Consider the following 21,682-nt stretch of genomic DNA (forward strand, 5'->3'; position numbering starts at 1 on the left):
CTACGTATGCGGGGTCGTACGGACGCGCTCGACCCCTCCCGCAGATAGCGTCGAGCCGCCGGGCGGCCGCCGCCGCGGCATCCCCAGTCAGTGAGGACTCGAATGCGCACACTCTCTTCACGTGCCCGCTTCCGCGCGGGCGCGATCGTCTCGGGCCTGGCGCTCATCGGCACCCTCGGGTTCGCCGGCGCCACGGCCGCGACCGCCGCCACGACCGCGTGCGAACCCGCGTGGTCGTCGACGGCGACGTACACGGGCGGCCAGCTCGCCTCGTACCAGAACGTCAACTACAAGGCCAAGTGGTGGACGCAGAACAACGTGCCGGGCACCGAGCAGTGGGGCCCGTGGGAGGCGCAGGGCGCGTGCGGCACGGTCGACCCGACGCCGACGCCGACGCCGACGCCGACGCCGACGCCCACCCCGACGCCCACCCCGACCCCGACGCCCACTCCGACCCCGACGCCCGACCCGGGCGGCACCCCGTGGACGACGAACCCCGACGAGAAGTGCCGCCCCGACGGCCTGTACCAGACGCCCGGCGTGAACGTGCCCTACTGCACGGTCTACGACGAGCAGGGTCGCGAGAAGCTCCCGAACGGGCTCGAGCACCGCGTGATCGGCTACTTCACCAACTGGCGCACGGGCCAGAACGGCCAGCCGCGGTACCTCGCGAGCGACATCCCGTGGAAGCAGGTCAGCCACATCAACTACGCCTTCGCCCACATCGACGGGCAGGGCAAGGTCTCGGTCGATCAGGATGTCGCGGGCAACGCCTCGACGAAGATGACGTGGCCCGGGGTCGCCGGCGCCGAGATGGACCCGTCGCTGCCGTACCAGGGGCATTTCAACCTGCTCACGAAGTACAAGCAGCAGAACCCGGGCGTGAAGGCGCTCGTCTCGGTCGGCGGCTGGGCCGAGACCGGCGGCCACTTCGACGCGAACGGCGACCGCGTCGCCGACGGCGGCTTCTACACGCTCACCGACTCGCAGGCGAAGATCGACGCATTCGCCGACTCGGCCGTGCAGTTCATCCGCACCTACGGGTTCGACGGCGTCGACATCGACTACGAGTACGCCAACTCGAACGGCAAGGCCGGCAGCCCCGACGACTTCTCGTTCTCGGAGCCGCGTCGCGCGAAGCTGTGGGCCGGCTACGAGGCGCTCATGAAGACGCTCCGCGAGAAGCTCGACCGCGCCGGCGCCGCCGACGGCGAGCACTACCTGCTCACGGTCGCAGCACCCGCCTCGGGCTGGCTGCTGCGGGGGGCCGAGATGTACCAGGTCACCCCGTACCTCGACTACGTCAACATCATGAGCTACGACCTGCACGGCTCGTGGAACGACTACGTCGGCGGCAACGGACCGCTCTTCGACGACGGCAAGGACCCCGAGCTCGCGGCGGGCGGCGTCTACGGTGCCTACAACGGCATCGGCTACCTCAACACCGACTGGGCGTACCACTACTTCCGCGGCGCGATGCAGCCGGGTCGCATCAACGTCGGCCTGCCGTTCTACACCCGCGGCTGGGACGGCGTGCAGGGTGGCACGAACGGCCTCTACGGCAAGGCACCGCTGCCCGACCAGACGAAGTGCCCGCCCGGAACGGGACCGTCGCTCGGCGGCACCTCGAAGTGCGGCAACGGCGCGGTCGGCATCAACAACCTGTGGCACGACCTCGACAAGTCGGGCGCCGAGGTCGGCGCCGGGGCGAACCCGATCTGGCACGTGCTCAACCTGCAACAGGGCGTCGTCGGCGACTACACGGCGAGCTACGGCGCGCCGACGACGATCACCGGGTCGTACACGCACCACTTCGACTCGGTCACGAAGACCGAGTGGTGGTGGAACGACACGACGAAGACCTTCCTCTCGGGCGACGCTGACCAGGCGATCACGGCGAAGGCCGACTACATCGCGCGCAACGGCGTCGGCGGCGCGATGATCTGGGAGCTCGCGGGCGACTACTCGTACAACGCCCAGAAGGGCCAGTACGAGATGGGCTCGACGCTCGTGTCGCTGCTGCACGACCGGCTCGCGGCGTCGCAGCCGTACGACGCCGCGAAGGCGAACGTCGCGATGCCCGCGAAGGCGATCGACCTGCAGGTGCGGTACTCCGACTTCGCGCTCGGCGACAACAACTACCCGATCAACCCCAAGGTGACGTTCACGAACCACTCGACGACCGCGATCCCCGCGGGCTCGACGATCACGTTCGACACCGCGACGAGCGACACGGGCGCGATGGGCGAGCAGAACGGGTGGGGCATCACGAAGGTCTCGAGCGACCACACCGGGTCGAACGTCGGCGGGCTGAAGGGCGACTTCCACACGTATTCGATCACGGTCCCGGCCGGTGGCATCCCAGCCGGCGGCAGCGTGTACACGAAGCTCAGCTGGCGACTGCCGATGGCCGAGCTCTCGAACCTGCGGGTGAAGATCGGCACCGAGACGTACGCGACGCTCTACGACCTGCCCCGCGGGGCGATGGTCGTGGCGCCGGGCGGCGGCTCGGGCGGCGGCACCGGCGGCGGCGCGTGCGACGCCGCGGCGTGGAGCTCGAGCTCGGTCTACACGGGCGGCCAGACCGTCTCGTACGGCGGCGCCGAGTACACCGCGAAGTGGTGGACGCAGGGCGAGACGCCGGGCACGGCCGCGGTCTGGGGCGACGCGCAGGCCTGCTGACCGGTGCGGATGCCGCGGGCGGGGGTTCCGGCGACCGGAATCCCCGCCCGTCGGCGTGCCCGCCTACGTAGTACTGCGTACCGAGCATCGACGCGCGGATCATGTGGATCGTGCGGACGCCGAGCCGGCGCACCCCTCCCTAGCGTGAGAGCGTCCAAGGGCGTGCACCGTGTGCGTCCGCCTCCCCACACGACGAAGGACATCATGGAGAATCAGCAACGCACGCGACGGGGCCTGCGCGCAGCGCTCGCCGCCGTCGCCACCGGCGCGATGGTCGCCGGGCTCGCCGCGTTCGGGGCCGCCGCCCCGGCTGTCGCGGCCGAACAGGCGCCGAGCGCGGTCAACGGCTACCGCAACGTCGGCTACTTCGCCCAGTGGGGCGTCTACGGCCGGGCGTTCCAGGTCAAGCAGCTCGAGACCTCGGGCGCAGCCGACGACCTCACTCACATCAATTACGCGTTCGGCAACATCCACTACCAGGACCTGACCTGCTTCATCGCGAACAAGGCGCAGGGCACCGGGCCGACGGGCTCCGACGGCGCGGGCGACGCGTGGGCCGACTTCGGCATGGGCTACACCGCCGCGAACTCGGTCGCGGGCGTCGCCGACACGTGGGACCAGAAGCTCGCGGGCTCCTTCAACCAGCTCAAGCAGTTGAAGGCGAAGCACCCGAACCTCAAGGTCATGCTCTCGATCGGCGGCTGGACCTGGTCGAAGAACTTCTCCAAGGCCGCGGCCACCGACGCGTCGCGCAAGAAGTTCGTGAAGAGCTGCGTCGACCTCTACCTGCGCGGCAACCTGCCCGTGATCGACGGACGCGGCGGCACCGGTGCTGCGGCGGGCGTCTTCGACGGCATCGACATCGACTGGGAATGGCCCGGCTCGCAGAACGGCGAGGTCGGCAACTACGTCGACGAGGTGAACGACAAGGCGAACTTCACGCTGCTCCTCAAGGAGTTCCGCACCCAGCTGGACGCGCTCAGCGCGGAGAACGGGCACCCGTACCAGCTCTCGGCGTTCCTGCCCGCGAACCCCGCCGACATCGCCTCGGGCGGGTGGAACAACCCCGAGAACTTCCGGTACCTCGACTACGGCAACGTGCAGGGCTACGACCTGCACGGTGCGTGGGACCCGGCCCTCACGGGCCACCAGGCGAACCTCTTCGACGACCCGGCCGACACGCGACCGGCGTCGAAGAAGTTCAGCGTCGACAAGGCCGTCAAGGAGTACCTGCGGACCGGCATCGACCCGAAGCAGCTCGGCATCGGCCTCGCCGCCTACGGTCGAGGCTGGCAGGGTGCCACCTCGGTGAACGCGTGGGGCCCGGCGACGGGCGCCGCCCCCGGCACGTGGGAGAAGGGCAACGAGGACTACGACAAGCTGAAGTCGCTCGGCACCGACCACTACGACGCCGCCATCGGCGCGGCCTGGCGCTACGACGGCAACCAGTGGTGGAGCTACGACAACGCCCAGTCGACGACGCGCAAGGCGCAGTACATCGCCGACCTCGGCCTCGGCGGCGGCATGTGGTGGGAGCTCGACGGCGACCGCCAGGGCGCGCTCATCGGCACCCTCGCCGACAAGCTGCGCGCGGCGAAGGCCGGCCCCGCCACCGATCCGGTCGGCACGACCGACCCGACCGACCCGACCGACCCGACGGACCCGACCGACCCGACGGACCCGACGGACCCGACGGACCCGACCGACCCGGGCGCCTGCGCGTCGCCCGCCTGGAGCTCGACCGCCGTCTACACGGGCGGGCAGAAGGTCTCGTTCGGCGGCAAGGAGTACTCGGCGAAGTGGTGGACGCAGGGCGAGCAGCCCGGCACCGCCGCGGTCTGGGCCGAGGTGGGCTCGTGCACGACCGATCCCACGGATCCCACCGACCCGACCGACCCGACGGATCCGACCGATCCCGGCACGTGCGCGGCCGCGGCGTGGAGTGCGTCGACCGCCTACACCGGCGGGCAGGTCGTGAGCTACCAGGGCAACGAGTACCGGGCCAAGTGGTGGACGCAGAACAACGTTCCCGGCGCCGAGCAGTGGGGCCCGTGGGAGCTCGTGAAGGCCTGCTGACCCCGGCATGAGACACGGATGCCTCGGAGCGAAGTCGCTCCGAGGCATCCGTTCTCGTCGTCAGCAGGCGGCGATCACCCGAAGCGGCCCGAGACGTAGTCCTCGGTCGCCTGCACCTGCGGGTTCGAGAAGATCGTCGTCGTGTCGGCGTACTCGATGAGCTTGCCCGGCTGGCCGGTGCCCGCGATGTTGAAGAACGCGGTCTTGTCGCTGACGCGCGACGCCTGCTGCATGTTGTGCGTCACGATCACGATCGTGTACTGCTGCTTGAGCTCCTCGATGAGGTCCTCGATCGCGAGGGTCGAGATCGGGTCGAGCGCCGAGCAGGGCTCGTCCATGAGGATCACCTCGGGCGAGACCGCGATGGCGCGCGCGATGCAGAGACGCTGCTGCTGGCCGCCCGAGAGGCCCGAGCCGGGCTTGTCGAGACGGTCCTTCACCTCGTTCCACAGGTTCGCGCCCCGCAGCGATCGCTCGACGAGCTCGTCGGCGTCCTGCTTCGCGATGCGCTTGTTGTTGAGGCGCACACCCGCGAGCACGTTCTCCTTGATCGACATCGTCGGGAACGGGTTCGGGCGCTGGAACACCATGCCGACCTGCCGGCGCACGAGCACCGGGTCGACGCCGGGGCCGTAGAGGTCGTTGCCGTCGACGAGCACCTTGCCCTCGACGCGCGCGCCGGGGATGACCTCGTGCATGCGGTTGAGGGTGCGGAGGAAGGTCGACTTGCCGCAGCCCGAGGGGCCGATGAACGCGGTCACCGTGCGGGGCTCGATCTCGAGCGTGATGCCCTCGACGGCGCGGAAGTTGCCGTAGTAGACGTTGAGGTCCTCGACCTCGATGCGCTTGGACACGAGTGGTGCTTCTCTCTGTACGGGGGTCGGTACGGGTCTGTGCGGTCGCCGGTGCGGGCTCCGGCGCTCAGCGGCGGCCGGTCTTGGGCGAGAATGCCTTCGCGATGATGCGGGCGATGACGTTCAGCAGGGCGACGATGAGGATGAGCGTGAGCGCGCCGGCCCAGGCGCGCTCGATGTACGCCTCGGGCGGGTTGCCCTGGTTCATGTACTGCGTGTAGACGAACACCGGCAACGTCATCATTCGGTCGGCGAACAGGTTGTAGTTCATGCTCGTCGTGAAGCCCGCGATGATGAGCAGCGGCGCGGTCTCGCCGATGACGCGGGCGACCGCGATCATGATGCCCGTGATGATGCCGGCGATCGAGGTGGGCAGCACGACCTTGAGGATCGTGAGCCACTTCGGCACGCCGAGTGCGTACGAGGCCTCGCGGAGGTCGTTCGGCACGAGCTTCAGCATTTCCTCGCTCGAGCGCACGACCACGGGGATCATGAGCACCGAGAGCGCGACGGCGCCGCCGAAGCCCATGCGCACGCCGGGGTCGTCGGTCACGAGCGCGAAGAGCGCGAAGGCGAACAGGCCGGCCACGATCGAGGGGATGCCGGTCATGACGTCGACGAAGAAGGTGATGCCGTGCTTGAGCTTGCCGCGGCCGTACTCGACGAGGTAGATCGCGGTGAGCAGGCCGACCGGCACCGAGATGAGCGCGGCCATGCCCGTGATGAGCAGCGTGCCCATGATCGCGTGCAGCGCACCGCCGCCCTCGCCGACGACGTTGCGCATCGACTGCGTGAAGAAGTCGATGTCGAACCGCGGCAGGCCGTTGACGATGGTCGTGAAGGCGACCGAGATGAGCGGCAGCAGTGCGATCGTGAACGCCGTCGCGACGAGCGCCGTCACGAACCGGTCGGCGGCCTTGCGCGAGCCTTCGACGAGTCGCGAGATCAGCCAGATCGAGGCCGTGTACAGCACGACGCCCCAGAACACGGCGCCCGCGATGTCGAACAGCTCGCCGCTCGAGATCGCGATGAGGCCGAAGATCGCGCTCGTGACGGCGAGTGCGCCGACGAGCACGTAGACGGAGGCGTACTTCGGGAGCTTGCCCGCGGTGAGCGAGTTGGAGATGCCGGTCTGCGTGACCGGCGCCTGCGGGGGAGTGGCGGTGAGACTCATCAGTTGGCTCCCGAGAATTCCTTGCGGCGGTCGACGATGTAGCGGGCGACCATGTTGACGGCGAGCGTGATCGTGAAGAGCATGAGGCCCGTCGCGATGAGGATGTTGACCCCGATGTCGTGCGCCTCGGGGAAGTTGAGCGCGATGTTCGCGGCGATCGTCGTCGGGTTCTGCGACTGCAGCACCGCGAAGCTGATGATCGCCGACGGCGAGAGCACCATCGCGACGACCATCGTCTCGCCGAGGGCACGGCCGAGGCCGAGCATCGAGGCGGAGATGATGCCCGCCCGGCCGAAGGGCAGCACGGCGAGCTTGATCATCTCCCAGCGGGTCGCGCCGAGCGCGAGCGCGGCCTCCTCGTGGAGCACGGGGGTCTGCAGGAAGATCTCGCGGCAGAGCGCGGTGACGATCGGCAGGATCATGACGGCGAGCACGATGGCGACGGTGAGGATCGTGCGTCCGGTGCCCGAGACGGGCGGTGCGAAGAGCGGGAACCAGCCGAACCACTCGGTGAGCGTCGTGTAGAACGGCTGCACGGCCGGGGCGAGCACCGTGATGCCCCAGAGGCCGAAGACGACCGAGGGCACGGCGGCGAGCAGGTCGATGATGTAGCCGAGCCCCTGGGCGAGCTTGCGCGGGGCGTAGTGCGAGATGAAGAGGGCGATGCCGAGCGAGAGCGGCACGGCCATGATGAGGGCGAGCGCCGCGGCCCAGATCGTGCCGAACACGAGCGGCCCGACGTACTGCCAGAAGTTCTCGGCGTCGCCCTTGAACTCGTCGGAGACCGCGGTGAACGCGGGCAGCGACTGCGCGACGAGGAAGATCGCGACGGCCGCGAGGGTGACCAGGATGAGCACGCCCGCCACGAGCGCGGCGGTCGAGAAGACGCGATCGCCGGGGCGCTGCTTGGCGGTGATGGTGGATGCCTCGGGGGCCGTCATGGGGCGGGGTCTTCCTGGTTCGTGCGAATGGGAATGGCGCGAGCCCGGCTCGCGCACCGGGCCCGCCCGGCCCGATCGGACACCCTGCGGGGCGATGATCAGGCCGGGCGGGCGTCGGACTACTTGACCGTCTCGAGCGCGGCCTGGACCTGCTCGCTCAGCTCGGTCGAGAGCGGCGCGGAACCGGCCTGCTCGGCGGAGAGGGACTGGCCCTCCTCGCTGGCGAGGTACGAGACGTAGCTCTTCACGAGCTCGCCCTGCGCGGCGTCGGCGTACTCCTGGCAGACGATCGCGTAGCTCACGAGCACGAGCGGGTAGTGCGTCGGGTCGGTCGTGGTGCGGTCGAGCGCGATCGCGAGGTCGTTCGCCTCGCGGCCCTCGACGAGCGGCGACTCGGCGACGACCGCGGCGGCCGCCTCGGGCGTGTAGCCGACGAACTCGTCGCCCACCTTGATCTTCGCGACGCCGAGGTCGCCGGCGCGCGACGCGTCGGCGTAGCCGATCGTGTTGACGCCGTTCGTGACGGCCTCGACGACGCCCGAGGTGCCCTGGGCGCCCTCACCGGTCTGGTACGGGAAGGTGTCGCTCGGCTCCTCGGCCCACACGTCGCCGGCCGTCTTGTTGAGGTAGTCGGCGAAGTTCTTCGTCGTGCCCGAGTCGTCCGAGCGGTGCACGGCGGTGATGTTCGCGTCGGGGAGGGCGGCGCCCTCGTTGAGCGCGGCGATCGCCGGGTCGTTCCACTTCGTGATGTCGCCCTTGAAGATCTTGGCGAGCGTGGCCGAGTCGAGGTTGAGCTCGTCGACGCCCTCGACGTTGAAGATGACCGCGATCGGCGAGATGTAGACCGGCAGGTCGATCGCCTTCGTGTCGGGGGCGCACGCGGCGAACTCGCCCGCGAGCTCCTCGTCCTTCAGGTACGAGTCGCTGCCGGCGAAGTCGACGCCGCCGGCGATGAAGGCCTCGCGGCCCGCACCCGAGCCCGAGGGGTCGTAGTTGATGGTGACGTCGGGGTTGGCGGTCTGGAACGCGGCGACCCACGCCTCCTGGGCCGAGCCCTGCGACGAGGCGCCGGCCGCGTCGATCGTGCCCGAGAGGCTCGAGGCGGTCTCTTCGGGGGTGGCGCTGCCACCGCCTTCGTTGGCTGCGCAGGAGCTGAGCGCGAGCGCCGCGGTGACGGCGACGACGGCGGGCACGCCGAAACGCTTGAAGTTCACGTGAAGTCCCTTCCGGGGTTCGATTGCAGGTCCGGGTCGGTGCCGACCCGCCTGCGACGCTAATCAGTGCGCCTTACGAGCTTCCGCCACGTCGGTGAACGGGAGGTGAACGGATTCGGGCGCGTGATTCCGCGGAAGTCAGGCGCGCGGCGCGTGCGTCTCGATCGAGATGATGCCGGATCCCTGGTTCGTGGCCGACAGGTGCACGACGCTGAACGCGCCGGGTTCGAGCTCGGCCGCATCGGTCGCGTAGGTGCCGAGCGGCGTGCCGGTCGCGAGCGCGAGCTCGCGCATGATGTCGGGCAGCAGGGGTCCGTGGCTGCAGATGACGGCGGACTTGCCCGCGCGAACGCGCTTGCCGACGACCCGGCGGACCTCGCCGTCGCCGGCCTCCCAGGCGTCCTGGCTGATGCCCGCGTCGCGCTTGATCTCGATGCCGGTGGCCGCGGCGAGCGGCGTCACGGTCGTGACGCACCGCACGGCCGGGCTCGACACGATGCGCCTCGGCCCCCACGCGGTGAGGGTGTCGACGAGCCCGGCGGCCTGGTCGACACCGCGCGCGCTCAGCGGCCGCGAGGCATCCGGCCCCTCGAACGCGCCGCGCCCGACGGCCTTGCCGTGTCGCAGCACGGTGATGCTGAACGTCTCGGTGACGCCCTGCTCGACGAGCGCCGTGAAGTTGTCGAGGATCTCGACGTCGGGCTCGTAGGTGAGGTAGCCGCGCGCGCGCTTGGGCGTGACCCACTCGAGCGCGGCGACCTCGGCGTTCGGCTTGAACGTCGAGCGCTGCACGGCCTTCTCGCTGACCTCGGCGGCCCAGTAGTGCACGATCTTCTCGCGCCCCGACGGCAGCGGGTACCGCGAGACGCCGAGCGGCACGCCGAGGTCGACGGCGAGGCCCGTCTCCTCTTCGATCTCGCGCACCGCGGTCTGCGGCAGCGACTCGCCCGGATCGACCTTGCCCTTCGGGATGGTGACGTCGCCGTACACGGTGCGGTGGATGACGAGCACGTGCAGCTTGCCGTCGAGGTGCCGCCAGCAGACGGCACCGGCGGCGTAGACGGCCGTCGTCACCGGCGGGACCCCGATCGGCTGCGCTGGCCGGAGCGCGTGCGCTGTGCGATCTCGAGCATGAGGCCATTCTGCAGGTCGGTGAGCGGGCGGCCCTCCTCATCGACGGATCGGCGTGTCCAGACGCCGTCGCCGTCGAGGTGCCACGAGCTCGTCGAGGGATCCATCGCCTGGTCGAAGACGTGCTCGATCTCGGCCAGGTGCGCCGGGTCGGTGAGCCGCACGAGCGCCTCGACGCGTCGGTCGAGGTTGCGGTGCATCATGTCGGCCGAGCCGATGTAGACCTGCGGGTCGCCGTCGTTCGCGAACGAGAAGATGCGCGAGTGCTCGAGGTAGCGCCCGAGGATCGAGCGCACCCGGATGTTCTCGCTGAGCCCGGGGATGCCGGGCCGCAGGCTGCAGATGCCGCGCACCCACACCTCGACCGGCACGCCCGCGTTCGAGGCGCGGTAGAGCGCGTCGATGATGGCCTCGTCGACCATCGAGTTCACCTTGATGCGGATGCCGCTGGGCCGTCCCGCCTCGGCATTGCGGATCTCGGTCGCGATGAGCTTCAGGAGTCCCTTGCGCAGGTGCAGCGGGGCGACGAGCAGGCGCTTGAACTTCTTCTCGATCGCGTAGCCGCTCAGCTCGTTGAAGAGGCGCGTCAGGTCTTTGCCGACCTGGTCGTCGGCCGTCAGCAGGCCGAGGTCCTCGTAGATGCGGCTCGTCTTCGGGTTGTAGTTGCCTGTGCCGATGTGGCTGTAGTGCCGCAGCACGCCCTTCTCCTGGCGGATCACGAGGGCGAGCTTGCAGTGGGTCTTGAGGCCCACGAGGCCGTAGACGACGTGCACGCCCGCCTTCTCGAGCTTGCGCGCCCACGTGATGTTCGCCTGCTCGTCGAAGCGCGCCTTGATCTCGACGAGCGCGAGCACCTGCTTGCCGGCCTCGGCGGCGTCGATGAGGGCCTCGACGATCGGGCTGTCGCCCGAGGTGCGGTAGAGCGTCTGCTTGATGGCGAGCACGTCGGGGTCGGCCGCGGCCTGTTCGAGGAAGGCCTGCACGCTCGTCGCGAACGACTCGTAGGGGTGGTGGAGCAGCACGTCCTGGCGGGAGACGGCCTTGAAGACGTCGGCGCGCAGGTTCGACTCGGTCGGCTGCAGCTGCACGGCCGTGGTCGGCACGTGGGTGGGGTAGTGCAGCTCGGGGCGGTCGAGCCGGGCGAGGTCGAACAGCCCGCCGAGGTCGAGCGGCGCGGGCAGCCGGTACACCTCCTGCTCGGTGACGTCGAGCTCGCGCACGAGGAGGCCGAGCGTCACCTCGTCCATGTCGTCGGTGACCTCGAGCCGGATGGGCGGGCCGAACCGGCGGCGCAGCAGCTCCTTCTCGAGCGCCTTGATGAGGTTCTCGGTCTCGTCCTCCTCGATCTCGACGTCTTCGTTGCGGGTGACGCGGAACACGTGGTGCTCCACGATCTCCATGCCGGGGAAGAGGTCGCCGAGGTGGTTGGCGATGAGGTCCTCGAGGGTGATGTACCGCGCGTCCTCGACCGACTCGTCGGGGTCGACCCGCACGAAGCGGGGCAGCATCTGCGGCACCTTCACGCGGGCGAACTCCTGCCGGCCGGTGCGGCTGTTGCGCACGCGCACCGAGAGGTTGAGCGACAGCCCGGAGATGTACGGGAACGGGTGCGCCGGGTCGACCGCGAGCGGCATGAGCACGGGGAAGATCTGCGAGGAGAAGTAGTCGTGCAGGTGGGCGCGCTCGTCGTCGCCGAGCTCCGTCCACGTCGCGATGCGGATGCCGGCGTCGGCGAGGGCGGGCTTCACGAGCTCCTGGTAGGCGGTCGCGTGCCGCTCCTGCAGCTCGTGCGCCATGCGCGAGATGTCGCTCAGCACGTCGACCGGGGCGCGGCCCACGTTCGTCGGCACCGCGAGCCCCGTCATGATGCGGCGCTTCAGTCCCGCGACGCGCACCATGAAGAACTCGTCGAGGTTCGACGCGAAGATCGCGAGGAAGTTCGCGCGCTCGAGCACGGGCACGGTCGGGTCCTCGGCGAGCTCGAGCACGCGCTGGTTGAACGCGAGCCAGCTGAGCTCGCGGTCGAGGTAGCGCTCGGCCGGCAGCTCGGGCGCGCCCTCGATGTCGAGCGGTTCGAAGTCGTCGTCGAAATCGCTCGCCGTGCGATCCGACATGCGGTCGTCCTCGAGGATGCTGTCGGGGCTCATCCACTCATCATGGCACGCAGGGGTTTCGCGGCGATGAGCACCGGGTCAACGCGCGGTGACGGGTGCGCCCTCGTCGAACTCCTCGTGCACGTTGAAGCGGTAGCCGACGTTGCGCACCGTGCCGATGAGGCTCTCGAGGTCGCCGAGCTTCGCGCGCAGCCGCCGCACGTGCACGTCGACGGTGCGGGTGCCGCCGAAGTAGTCGTAGCCCCACACCTCGCTGAGCAGCTGCTCGCGGGTGAACACGCGCGACGGGTGGGCTGCGAGGAACCGCAGCAGCTCGAACTCCTTGTAGGTGAGGTCGAGCGGCTTGCCGTGCACCTTCGCCGAGTAGCTCGCCTCGTCGATGACGACGCCCGAGGTCTGGATGCGCTCGGACGGCTGGTTCTGCTGCGCCCGCCCGATCGCGAGGCGGATGCGCGCGTCGACCTCGGCCGGGCCCGCCCCCTCGAGCACGACGTCGTCGACGCCCCAGTCGGGCGAGACGGCGGTGAGGCCGCCCTCGGTGACGACGAGCACGAGCGGCGCCGAGAGCCCCGTGGTCTTCAGAATCTGCGCGAGCGCCTTCGCCCCGGCGAGGTTGGAGCGGGCGTCGAGCAGCACGAGTTCGGCGTCGGGCGCGTTGACGAGGCGCTCGGGCGACGCGGGGATCACCCGCACGCGATGCGTCAGGAGTGCGAGCGCCGGGAGAACGTCGTCGGCCGCCGGCGTCAGAATGAGCAGCTGCGCCACGCCACACCCTCCAGTAGTAAGGTGCGGTCAATACTACGGGACGGCCGGGGCCGCCCCGCGAAGCGAACGGAGCGGAATGACCGACGAGACCGAGACCCGTGCCGGATGGCCGGGCATCGTGCTGATCTGGGCGGTCGCCGTCGTCGGTTGCGCGATCGTCGCCGGGCTCGCGTTCGGCGGGCTCGACGCCTGGTTCGAGGATGACTCGTGGCTCGGCGTCTACGGCGCGCTCGGCGTCGTGCTCGCCGTGGCCGTGCTCGGCACGCTCGTCGTGCAGCTCGCGACCAGGCGCCCCGCGGGCTTCGTGCGGCGGGTCTCCGCCTCGATCGCCGGCGCCGTGGTCGTGGTCGGCATCGCGGCCGCGATCGTCGCGCCCGTCGCCGCGGGCTAGACTCGAGGCATGTCTGAGCTGCTCGCCCTCGAACTCCTCTTCATCGGCCTGCTCGGCCTCGCGAGCCTCGCGATCGCGTGGATCAGCGGCGTCGTCGTCTACAAGCTCTTCAAGGGCCAGCGCTAGGCACCGGTGACGTCGTGGCGATGATCGAGCTGCCCGTCGACCTTCCCGCCGAGCTCGTGCCCCTCTCGTGGCTGCTCGGCGTGTGGGAGGGCTCGGGCGTCATCGACTACAAGGTCGGCGACGAGTCGGTCACCCATGAGTTCGGGCAGCGCGTGAGCTTCAGCCACGACGGCCTGCCGCACCTCAACTACACCTCGTACACGTGGCTCTTCCCCGCCGAAGAGGGCGGCGAGCCGACACCGCTCGCCACCGAGACGGGATACTGGCGGCTCGCGCGCGAGCAGGGCGACGGCGACCCGGGGCCCGCGATGCTGCCGGCCGTCGGCGAGCCGCGCTACGGCGACGCCGACGCGGTCGAGCAGCTGCGCAACGCCGACGGCGGGTTCGACCTCGAGGTCTCGATCGTGCACCCCGGCGGCGTCTCCGAGCTCTACCTCGGCCAGGTCAAGGGGCCGCGCATCGACCTCGCGACCGATGCCGTCATGCGTTCGGCGGGCGCGAAGGACTACGCCGCCGCCACCCGGCTCTACGGACTCGTCGAGGGCCACCTGCTCTGGGCCTGGGACATCGCCGCCCTCGGGCAGGACCTCCGCACCCACGCGTCGGCCCGCCTCGCGAAGGTCGACTGATGACCGGTTCGCCGTTCCTGGCGCTGCCCGGCGCGGTCGCGCTCGAGGCGTCGCCGGCCGTGGCCGGGCACTACGGCGAGCCCATGATCGAGCAGCGCCGCCTCGAGCGCGGCGAGGCGATCGTCGACCTCTCCGACCGCGGCATCGTGACGGTGGCCGGGCCCGACCGGCTCAGCTGGCTGCACTCGATGGCGAGCCAGTCGTTCACGGGGGTGCGCCCCGGCGAGGGCATCGAGGCGCTCCTGCTCGATGCGGCGGGGCACGTCGAGCACGCGGTCCACGCGATCGACGACGGCGAGACGGTCTTCCTCGTGGTCGAGGGCGACGAGGCGGCGGCCCTGGCCGCCTGGCTCGACCGCATGCGCTTCATGCTCCGCGTCGAGGTCGCCGACCGCAGCGCCGAGCTCGCCGTGATCGCCGCATTCTCGACCGAGGCGCTCGACGCCGCGGCATCCGCCTTCGCCCCCGCGGGGGTGGCGCTCGACTGGACCGACCCGTGGGCGGCACCCCGGCCGGGCGGCCACCAGTACGCCGCGGCGGCCGGCCATCCCGCCGCCGACTGGCACTGGATCGAGCGCATCGTCGCCCGCGGCGCGCTCGCCGACGCCGCCGCGGCGGTGCGCGCGCGCCGGGTCGCCGCAGCCGGTGCGCTCGCCGCAGAAGCGCTGCGCATCGCCGCGTGGCGTCCGCGGTTCGCGACCGAGGTCGACGAGAAGACGATCCCGCACGAGCTCGACTGGCTTCGCAGCGCCGTCGACCTCGGCAAGGGCTGCTACAAGGGCCAGGAGACGGTGGCGAAGGTGCTCAACCTCGGCCGCCCGCCGCGCCGGCTGGTGCTGCTGCACCTCGACGGCAGCGACACGGTGCTGCCCGCGCCCGGCGACGAGGTGGTCGGCGAGAAGGCGCGGCCCGAGCCGGCCGAGGGCGAGGAGCCCGAGCGCAAGGTCGTCGGCCGCATCACCTCGAGCGCGATGCACCACGAGCTCGGCCCGATCGCGCTCGCCGTCGTGAAGCGCGCCGTTCCGGCCGACCTGCCGCTCATCGTCGAGAGCCACGGCGTCGAAGTCGCGGCCGCGCAGGTCGAGATCGTGCCGGCCGCCGCAGGTGCCGCCGTCGAGGTGCCGCGCCTGCCGCGCCTCGGCGTGCGCAAGCCCTGACGCGTCGCCCACCGGGTGCGACGCACCTCCCGACCTGACCGACGCACGGCACCGAGCGCGCACGCATGACGGCGGCCCCGGCGCCGAAGCGCCGGGGCCGCCGTCCTGCGACTACCTGCAGTTCGCCTGGGCGTAGGCGGCTCGGGCCTTGGCTTCGTGCTCGCCGTCGGCGTGACGGAGCGTCACCGTGAGCGTTCCCTTCTTGAGTTTCGCGGCGCCCGTGTCGAACAGGTGGTAGACCGCCGAGCCCGCCGCCACGTCGGCGATCTCGTGGTCGCCCCACGGCGTCGAGATCACGAGGTCGGCCGGGGCGTTGCCCGTGTTCGCCGCGTACACCGCGACCTGTGCGGTGCCGGCGAGGCACTGGGTGGCGGCCGTCGCCGACACCTTCAGCTCGACCGGGATCGGCTCGTCGATCGTGAGCCGCGCCGTCTGGTCGTCCTCGGCATTGCCCGCGGTGTCGACCGAACGGTAGTCGACGGTGTGGTCGCCCGCGCCGGTCACGACGATCGGCTCCGCGTACGCGGTCCATTCGCCGCCGTCGACCCGGTACTCGGTGCCGGCCGTGCCCGAGGTGTCGTCGGTCGCGGTCAGCGTGACCCGCGCGTCGTCGCCCGCCGCTTCGACCGTGGCCGTCGTGACCGGGGCGATCGTGTCGACCGCGATGGTCGACGAACCGGCCTCCTCGACGTTGCCCGCGGCGTCGGTCGACCGGAAGGCCACCGTCGCCTCGCCCTCACCGGTCACCGCGACCGGCTCCGTGTAGGCCGTCCACTCGCCGTCGCCGATCGCGTACTCGGTGGTCGCGACCCCCGAGCCGTCGCCGTCGGTCGCCTCGAGCGAGAAGCTCGGTGCGGTCGTGTACCAGCCCTCCTCGCCGTCGGCCTCCGCGGGATCCCACGTGAGCGACGTCGTCGGGGCCGTCGTGTCCTCCTGCTCGGTCTCGAGCGTGAACGAGTCGAAGCCGACGACGACGGGCTCCCCCTGCTGCGGGCCGATGGCCATGAGGCCGAGCCCGCGCAGCGGCCGGTCGAAGGTGATGCCGGCGCCGATCGACGTCCAGTTGACCCCGCCGTCGCTCACCTCGGCCGTGTACAGGTCGCCCGCCTTGGTGACGCGGATGTACCAGTACCCGCTCTCGCTCGAGTCCGCGATGTTCAGGTTGCGGTTGCCGATGCCCAGGGCGTCGACCTCGCCCGCGAGCTCCGCGCGCAGGTCGAGCGCCGTGCCCGGGTTGTTGTAGGCGACGACATCGGCCTTGACGTAGTTGTCGTCGTCGGCCCACATCATCAGCCCGGCGAGCTGCCAGCGGTGCTTGAGCGGCGCCGTGAACCTCGTCGTCGCCACCCAGTCGCCCTCGGGCGCCTCGGTGAGGATGAAGTTGCGCGGCGAGATGGGGTTCGTGCCGTTGATGTCGCCCGGCTGCGTCTCGATCTTCAGGTGGCCGTCGGCGACCTCCACGTGGTTCGAGTCGTAGCGCACGGTCTCCGACCAGCGGCAGCCGTCGAGCGTCGCGCCGTCGAAGCCGTCGTTCGGCGTCACCGGCTCGCCGGCCTCGGGCTCCGGTGCGAACCGGAACCAGTCGGCCTTCGCGACGACCGGCGTGCTGCCGAGGTCGCCGGCCGCCATGATGCCGATGCGCGCGTTCGCCTTGAGCTGGAGGCTGCCCGAGAGCGGGGTCCACGTCGTGCCGTCGGCGGAGTACGCGCCCGTGAGGGCGGTGCCGTCGCTCGTGAGCTTGAGGTGGATCGTCGTCGGGAAGTCGGCCGGCAGCGTCGGGGCCGCTGCGGTCGTCCGCGAACCGCCCGTCTCGCTCTGGAACTCGATGAACCGGTTGCCGTTCTGGTGCCTGACGAAGGCGAGCTTGTTGTACTCGTCATCGCTCTGGTGCACCACGAGGCCGGCCCACTGCCAGTGCGAGGTGTGCGCGAGCGTGAGCTTCGTCGTCGCCTCCCACGCACCGGTCGGCAGCGGCTTGCCCGCGAAGCTCACGGGCCCCGTCGACGCCTCGTTGATGTCACCCGTCGTCACCGGCAGGTTGAGTGCGCCCGCCGACTGCGTGACCGGCACGGTGCCCTGGCGCAGTGCCCACGACGCCGCGACCACGGGGCCGTCGAACTCGTCGGAGAGCGGTGCCCCCTCGCACATGAGCGGCTCGAGCGGCAGCTCGGGCTCGGGGTCCTTCGGATCGGTGTCGATCGCGAAGTCCGCGAAGTCGACCGTTCCGGGACCGCTCGCGTGCGACACCATGAACATGCCGACGTCCTGCGTGCTCGCCGCGCCCGTCAGGGTGACGGCTCCGCCCACCTGCGTCCATGTCGTGCCGTTCTTCGAGAAGTACGCCGTGTACGAGGCATCCGACCGCTTGAGCTTCACCCAGACGGGGTAGCTCGTCGTGCCGCCCGCCACCGAGGTGTTGAGCTGGCCGTTGCCGTCGGGGTCCGCGAGGAACTCGACGCCGCCCGACGGCCGGATGCCGACCATCGCGTAGCCGGGGGAGGTGCCGGGCTGCGTCACGTCGTTGCGGACGATGACGCCCGCCTTGGCCGAGCCGTTGGTGTTCTGCTGGGCCTCGACCTTCACGACCGCCTCCCAGTCCTCGTCACCGCCGGCGGGCGCGTAGAGCGTCGAGTACTCGTCGATGCCCTGCCACGTGTCGTCGCCCGCTCCCGTGATCCGGAAGCGCCCGTCGCCGAGGCGTTCGAACACCCCGTCGGCGTTCGTGAACGGCACGAGGTCGCCGAAGAGCTCGCCGACCTGGGCGACGACGGTGCGCGAGGTGCGTGACTTGCCCGCCTCGTTCGTCGCGACGGCGGTGAGCTCGTAGAGCCCCTCCTCAGGAGCCGCGAGCGTCGCCGAGTACGGTGCGCTGTCGTCGGTGCCGATCGACTCGCCGTCGACGAAGAACTCGACCCCGGTGACGGCGCCGTCGGCGTTGTACGGGTCGGTCGCGTCGGCCTCGATCACGACGTCCTGCCCGGGCTCGAGCTCGGCGCCCGCGGTCGGGGCGGTGATCGCGACGTCGGGCGCCGACGTCGGCGAGGAGCCGCGGCCGATCGCCTCGAGGAAGTTGAGCTTCGTCTCGCCTCCGCGGAACACGAGGTAGAGGTCGAGCGAGTCGCCGGGCAGCGCGCTCACGTCGACGACCACGTCGGCGAACGTCGTCGACCCGGTCGCCGGCACCTCGGCGGTCGCGAGCAGCGCGCCGTCGACGGCGCCGTCGCGCAGCTCGATCGAACCGGCCGCGGTCGCCGAGACCCGGAGCGCGAGCCGGTCGACGCGGTGGAAGCTGACGGGGTCGTAGTGCACCCACTCGCCGTCGCCGGCCGCGATCACCTTGTCGGCCTCGCCGCCCTCCGTGTCGCGGCTCGGCGACACGGTGACGCCGGGCGCCGCGCTGTCGAAGAACTCCGCCTGCTTGAGCTTCGGGAACACGAGCGTCGTCGCCGAGCCCGTGAGCGGATTCTCGCCGCCCTCGCCGCCGTGGTCGGTGTAGCGCGCGTCGATCGCGAAGAAGATGTCCTCGTCGGGCGCGTGCCCGCCGAGGCTCGTCTCCGTCGTCCCCGTCAGGCCGCTGAGCGGAGTCAGCGGGTGGGCGTGGTCGTCGTGCCCGAGCGCCGGCTGGATGATGAGCTCCGACCCGTCGACGGTGCCGTCCTCGGGGTCGGTCACCTGCGCCGCCCACGACAGGTCGTCGCCGAAGTCGAAGAAGGCGCCGTTCGGGGGCAGCGAGATGCCGACGCTCGGCCGGGTGTTGCCGACGGTGATCGGCACGGTGGTCGTGCCGGTCTTGCCGTCGGGGTCGGTCACCGTGAGGCGCGCGTCGTAGACCCCGGCCTCCGCGTAGGCATGGGTCGCCGTCGCGGTCGTCGCGTCGGTCGTGCCGTCGCCGTCGAAGTCCCACGCGTACGCGAGCGCGGCGTCCTCGGGATCGGTCGAGGCCGAGCCGTCGAACGAGACCTCGAGCGGTGCCGGGCCCGAGTCGCGGTCGACCGAGATCTTCGCGATGGGCGAGCGGGAGCCCTGGATGTAGTCGATGCGGTGGAGCCCGGAGTTCGGGTTGTCGCGCCCGAAGCCGCCGCCCCAGTCGAGCACGTAGAGCGATCCGTCGGGGCCGAACTTCGAGTCGATCGGCGCGAGGAACTGCTCCTGCGGCAGGAAGGCGTTGACCTTCTCGACCTGCGAGCCGGCGCCGGCGGCCGGATCCTTGAGCTGGATCGAGTACATCTTGTTGCGCGCCCACTCGTAGAAGAAGGGCTTGCCGTCGTACGACGCCGGGAACTTCGTGTCGGACACGAGGTCGGGGTCGTACTCGTAGACCGGTCCGCCCATGGGGGCGAGTCCGCCGCCCTGGGGGATCATCTCGGGCACCGACGACCGCTTGTAGCCGTACCACATGTCGGCCGCGCGGGCCGCGGGCAGTTCGGTGAGGCCCGTGTTGCGCGGCGAGTCGTTGATCGGCGCGTCGCAGTCGAAGAAGTCGCCGACGGTCACCGGGCTCGTCGTGTAGTCGACGTCGCGGAAGGGCTCGTTGTCGCCCATGCAGAGCGGCCAGCCGTAGTTGCCGGGGCTCTTGATGAGGTTCCACTCGGCGATGCCGGCGGGGCCGCGCGTCGTCGGGGCGTCGGTGCCGTTGTCGGGCGAGTAGTCGGCGAGGCTGATCCACCCGGTGCGCTGGTCGACCGAGAAGCGGAACGGGTTGCGGAAGCCCATCGCGTAGATCTCGGGACGGGTCTTGTCGCCCGGGTCGTCGGCCTCGGGGAAGAGGTTGCCCTCGGGGATCGTGTAGCCGGGGCCGTCGGGCTTCGGCGTGATCCGGAGGAGCTTGCCGCGCAGGTCGTTCGTGTTGGCCGAGGTCGCGCGCGCATCGTGGAAGGTGCCGTCGCGGGTCGAGAGCGGCGCGTAGCCGCCCGACGGCTCGGAGTGCGGGTTCACGTCGTCGCCGACGCTGAGGTACAGGTTGCCGTCGGCGTCGAAGTCGAGCCCGCCGCCCGTGTGGCCGGGCTCGTCGGGCAGGCGCCGGGCGGGCACCTCGATGATGAGCTCCTCGGTGGCCGGGTCGATCACGCCGTTCTCCATGGTGAACCGCGAGACGCGGCTGAAGAAGCTCGACGGGTCGGCGTTGTCGGGCGCGTCGGGCGACCGGTAGACGTAGAGGCGCCCGTTGTCGGTGAAGTCGGGGTCGAGGGCGATGCCGAGCAGGCCGTCCTCGCCGCCCGAGTACACGTCGAGCTCGAGGGCGGTCGTGACGTTGTTCGTCGCCGGGTCCCACACGCGCACCTGGCCGCGCACGAGCTCGGTGTAGAACACCCGGCCGTCGTCGGCGATGTCCATCGCGAACGGCGCCGACGTGTTCTCGTCGAGCGCGACCTTCTCGAAGTTGTTCCAGACGGTGCCGCCGCAGTCGCCGGGCTCGATGCCCGCGGCGTACTTGACGCCGCCGACGATGTGGGCCATGAAGTCGGGCTCGAGGTAGTGCGAGCCGAAGTGCCCCATGGCGGTCGCCCAGGCGCGGCCGCCGTCGTAGGGCTTGCACCACGAGATCGGGTGGTCGTAGCCCATCGCGTTCGACCCGGCGTCGTAGGTCGACTCGTCCATCGACGCGAGCACGTGCGCCGTGCCGCGCACGTTGTTCGAGAAGTTGTACCACTCGTCCGACCGCTCCCAGCGCGCGCCGTCGAAGTGCTCCGTGGAGGGGTGCGTGTCGTCCTCGATGCGCACCGTGCCCGGCTGGCCGGGGTCGGTGCCGGTCGCCGCGTGCCCGGGCATGAGCGAGCCGACGAGCTGGTCCCACCAGGGGTAGTTGCCGCGCATGTCGGTCGCGTTGTGGATCGCGACGATGCCGCCGCCGGCCTCCTGGTAGCGCTCGAGCGCCGCCTTCTGGTCGGCGTTCCACGGGTCGCCGGAGGCCTGGAACATGATGAGCGCATCGAAGCCCGCGAGGTCGGTGTCGTTGAAGATCGTCGAGTCCTCCGTGTGCGTCACCTCCATGCCCTCGGCCTCGAGCGCGGCCGTGATGAGCGGCGTGCCCTTGTCGATCGCGTCGGTGTGCCGGAACTGCGTCGTCTTGGTGAAGATCAGCACATGGGCGCCGTCGTGGGCCTGTGCGGGGGCGGCGGTGGCCGTGATCACGCCGGCGGCGAGGATCGCGGTGACCGCTCCGGCGAGGAGCCGGGCGAGGACGTGGTGCAACTTCGACAGCATGAGACCTCCGTTGGTTTCGAATGCTGGACACGCGAACCATCACGAATCGAGTGCGAGCCCGGTCCTGAACCTAGGGAGACTTTTGCCGTTCGTCAAGCAAAAGATGGAGGATCGTCGTCTCCTTACGAAAATCGACCGCATTCGTAATGTGCGATGGCACGCAGAACTCGCCATTCGGAAGGGCCCCTGAAAAGGCCCCTGAACGGGGGGTTTCATCACCCGGA

General features: G+C 70.5%; 13 protein-coding genes. 5 read left to right on the top strand and 8 right to left on the bottom strand.

Annotation, left to right across the window (positions count from 1 at the left end; translation table 11 throughout):
- Positions 1–102 precede the first annotated feature (102 nt).
- Both AC3RJ6_RS10925 and AC3RJ6_RS10930 read left to right on the top strand, forming a co-directional pair.
- Positions 103–2,682 carry a glycosyl hydrolase family 18 protein gene (locus AC3RJ6_RS10925; RefSeq protein ID WP_491427072.1) on the top strand — a complete coding sequence of 860 codons (2,580 nt, stop codon included), beginning with the start codon at positions 103–105 and terminating at the stop codon, positions 2,680–2,682.
- A 204-nt stretch (positions 2,683–2,886) separates the two neighbouring features.
- A complete protein-coding gene (locus AC3RJ6_RS10930; RefSeq protein ID WP_491427073.1) occupies positions 2,887–4,758 on the top strand; it encodes a glycosyl hydrolase family 18 protein in 1,872 nt (623 codons plus the stop codon).
- A gap of 74 nt (positions 4,759–4,832) precedes the next feature.
- Here the strand turns inward: AC3RJ6_RS10930 and pstB are convergent, their stop codons facing one another.
- The 7 genes from pstB to AC3RJ6_RS10965 all read right to left on the bottom strand — a co-directional run bounded on the left by pstB (position 4,833) and on the right by AC3RJ6_RS10965 (position 12,951).
- The gene (pstB, locus tag AC3RJ6_RS10935; protein ID WP_491427074.1) at positions 4,833–5,612 is read right to left on the bottom strand and encodes a phosphate ABC transporter ATP-binding protein PstB; all 780 of its coding nucleotides are present in this window, start codon (positions 5,610–5,612) and stop codon (positions 4,833–4,835) included.
- Between the two features lie 67 nt (positions 5,613–5,679).
- Positions 5,680–6,786 carry a phosphate ABC transporter permease PstA gene (pstA, locus tag AC3RJ6_RS10940; protein WP_491427075.1) on the bottom strand — a complete coding sequence of 369 codons (1,107 nt, stop codon included), beginning with the start codon at positions 6,784–6,786 and terminating at the stop codon, positions 5,680–5,682.
- Complete coding sequence (pstC, locus tag AC3RJ6_RS10945) at positions 6,786–7,727, bottom strand: phosphate ABC transporter permease subunit PstC (protein ID WP_491427076.1); 942 nt, start codon at positions 7,725–7,727, stop codon at positions 6,786–6,788. The genes pstA and pstC overlap by 1 nt, the downstream gene beginning before the upstream one ends.
- 119 nt (positions 7,728–7,846) lie before the next feature.
- On the bottom strand, positions 7,847–8,941 hold the full coding sequence (gene pstS, locus AC3RJ6_RS10950) for a phosphate ABC transporter substrate-binding protein PstS (protein WP_491427077.1): 1,095 nt from the start codon (positions 8,939–8,941) through the stop codon (positions 7,847–7,849).
- Between the two features lie 138 nt (positions 8,942–9,079).
- Positions 9,080–10,015, bottom strand: coding sequence for an NUDIX hydrolase (locus tag AC3RJ6_RS10955; RefSeq protein ID WP_491427078.1), 936 nt, complete (start codon positions 10,013–10,015; stop codon positions 9,080–9,082).
- Positions 10,012–12,219 (bottom strand): RNA degradosome polyphosphate kinase, encoded by a 2,208-nt coding sequence (locus AC3RJ6_RS10960; RefSeq protein WP_491427079.1) that lies wholly within the window; start codon positions 12,217–12,219, stop codon positions 10,012–10,014. The genes AC3RJ6_RS10955 and AC3RJ6_RS10960 overlap by 4 nt, the downstream gene beginning before the upstream one ends.
- A gap of 45 nt (positions 12,220–12,264) precedes the next feature.
- Entirely contained in the window at positions 12,265–12,951 is a 687-nt protein-coding gene (locus tag AC3RJ6_RS10965; RefSeq protein WP_491427080.1) for a response regulator transcription factor, read from the bottom strand.
- Positions 12,952–13,027: 76 nt separating this feature from the next.
- Between AC3RJ6_RS10965 and AC3RJ6_RS10970 the strand changes: the two genes are divergently transcribed.
- The 3 genes from AC3RJ6_RS10970 to ygfZ all read left to right on the top strand — a co-directional run bounded on the left by AC3RJ6_RS10970 (position 13,028) and on the right by ygfZ (position 15,254).
- The gene (locus AC3RJ6_RS10970; RefSeq protein WP_491427081.1) at positions 13,028–13,342 is read left to right on the top strand and encodes a hypothetical protein; all 315 of its coding nucleotides are present in this window, start codon (positions 13,028–13,030) and stop codon (positions 13,340–13,342) included.
- A gap of 146 nt (positions 13,343–13,488) precedes the next feature.
- Complete coding sequence (locus AC3RJ6_RS10975; RefSeq protein WP_491427169.1) at positions 13,489–14,097, top strand: nitrobindin family protein; 609 nt, start codon at positions 13,489–13,491, stop codon at positions 14,095–14,097.
- The gene (gene ygfZ / locus AC3RJ6_RS10980) at positions 14,097–15,254 is read left to right on the top strand and encodes a CAF17-like 4Fe-4S cluster assembly/insertion protein YgfZ (protein WP_491427082.1); all 1,158 of its coding nucleotides are present in this window, start codon (positions 14,097–14,099) and stop codon (positions 15,252–15,254) included. Before AC3RJ6_RS10975 ends, ygfZ begins: the two co-directional genes overlap by 1 nt.
- Positions 15,255–15,365: 111 nt before the next feature.
- Here the strand turns inward: ygfZ and AC3RJ6_RS10985 are convergent, their stop codons facing one another.
- A complete protein-coding gene (locus AC3RJ6_RS10985; RefSeq protein WP_491427083.1) occupies positions 15,366–21,458 on the bottom strand; it encodes a ThuA domain-containing protein in 6,093 nt (2,030 codons plus the stop codon).
- Between the last annotated feature and the right edge of the window lie 224 nt (positions 21,459–21,682).

The organism is Agromyces cucurbitae, from assembly GCF_058349945.1.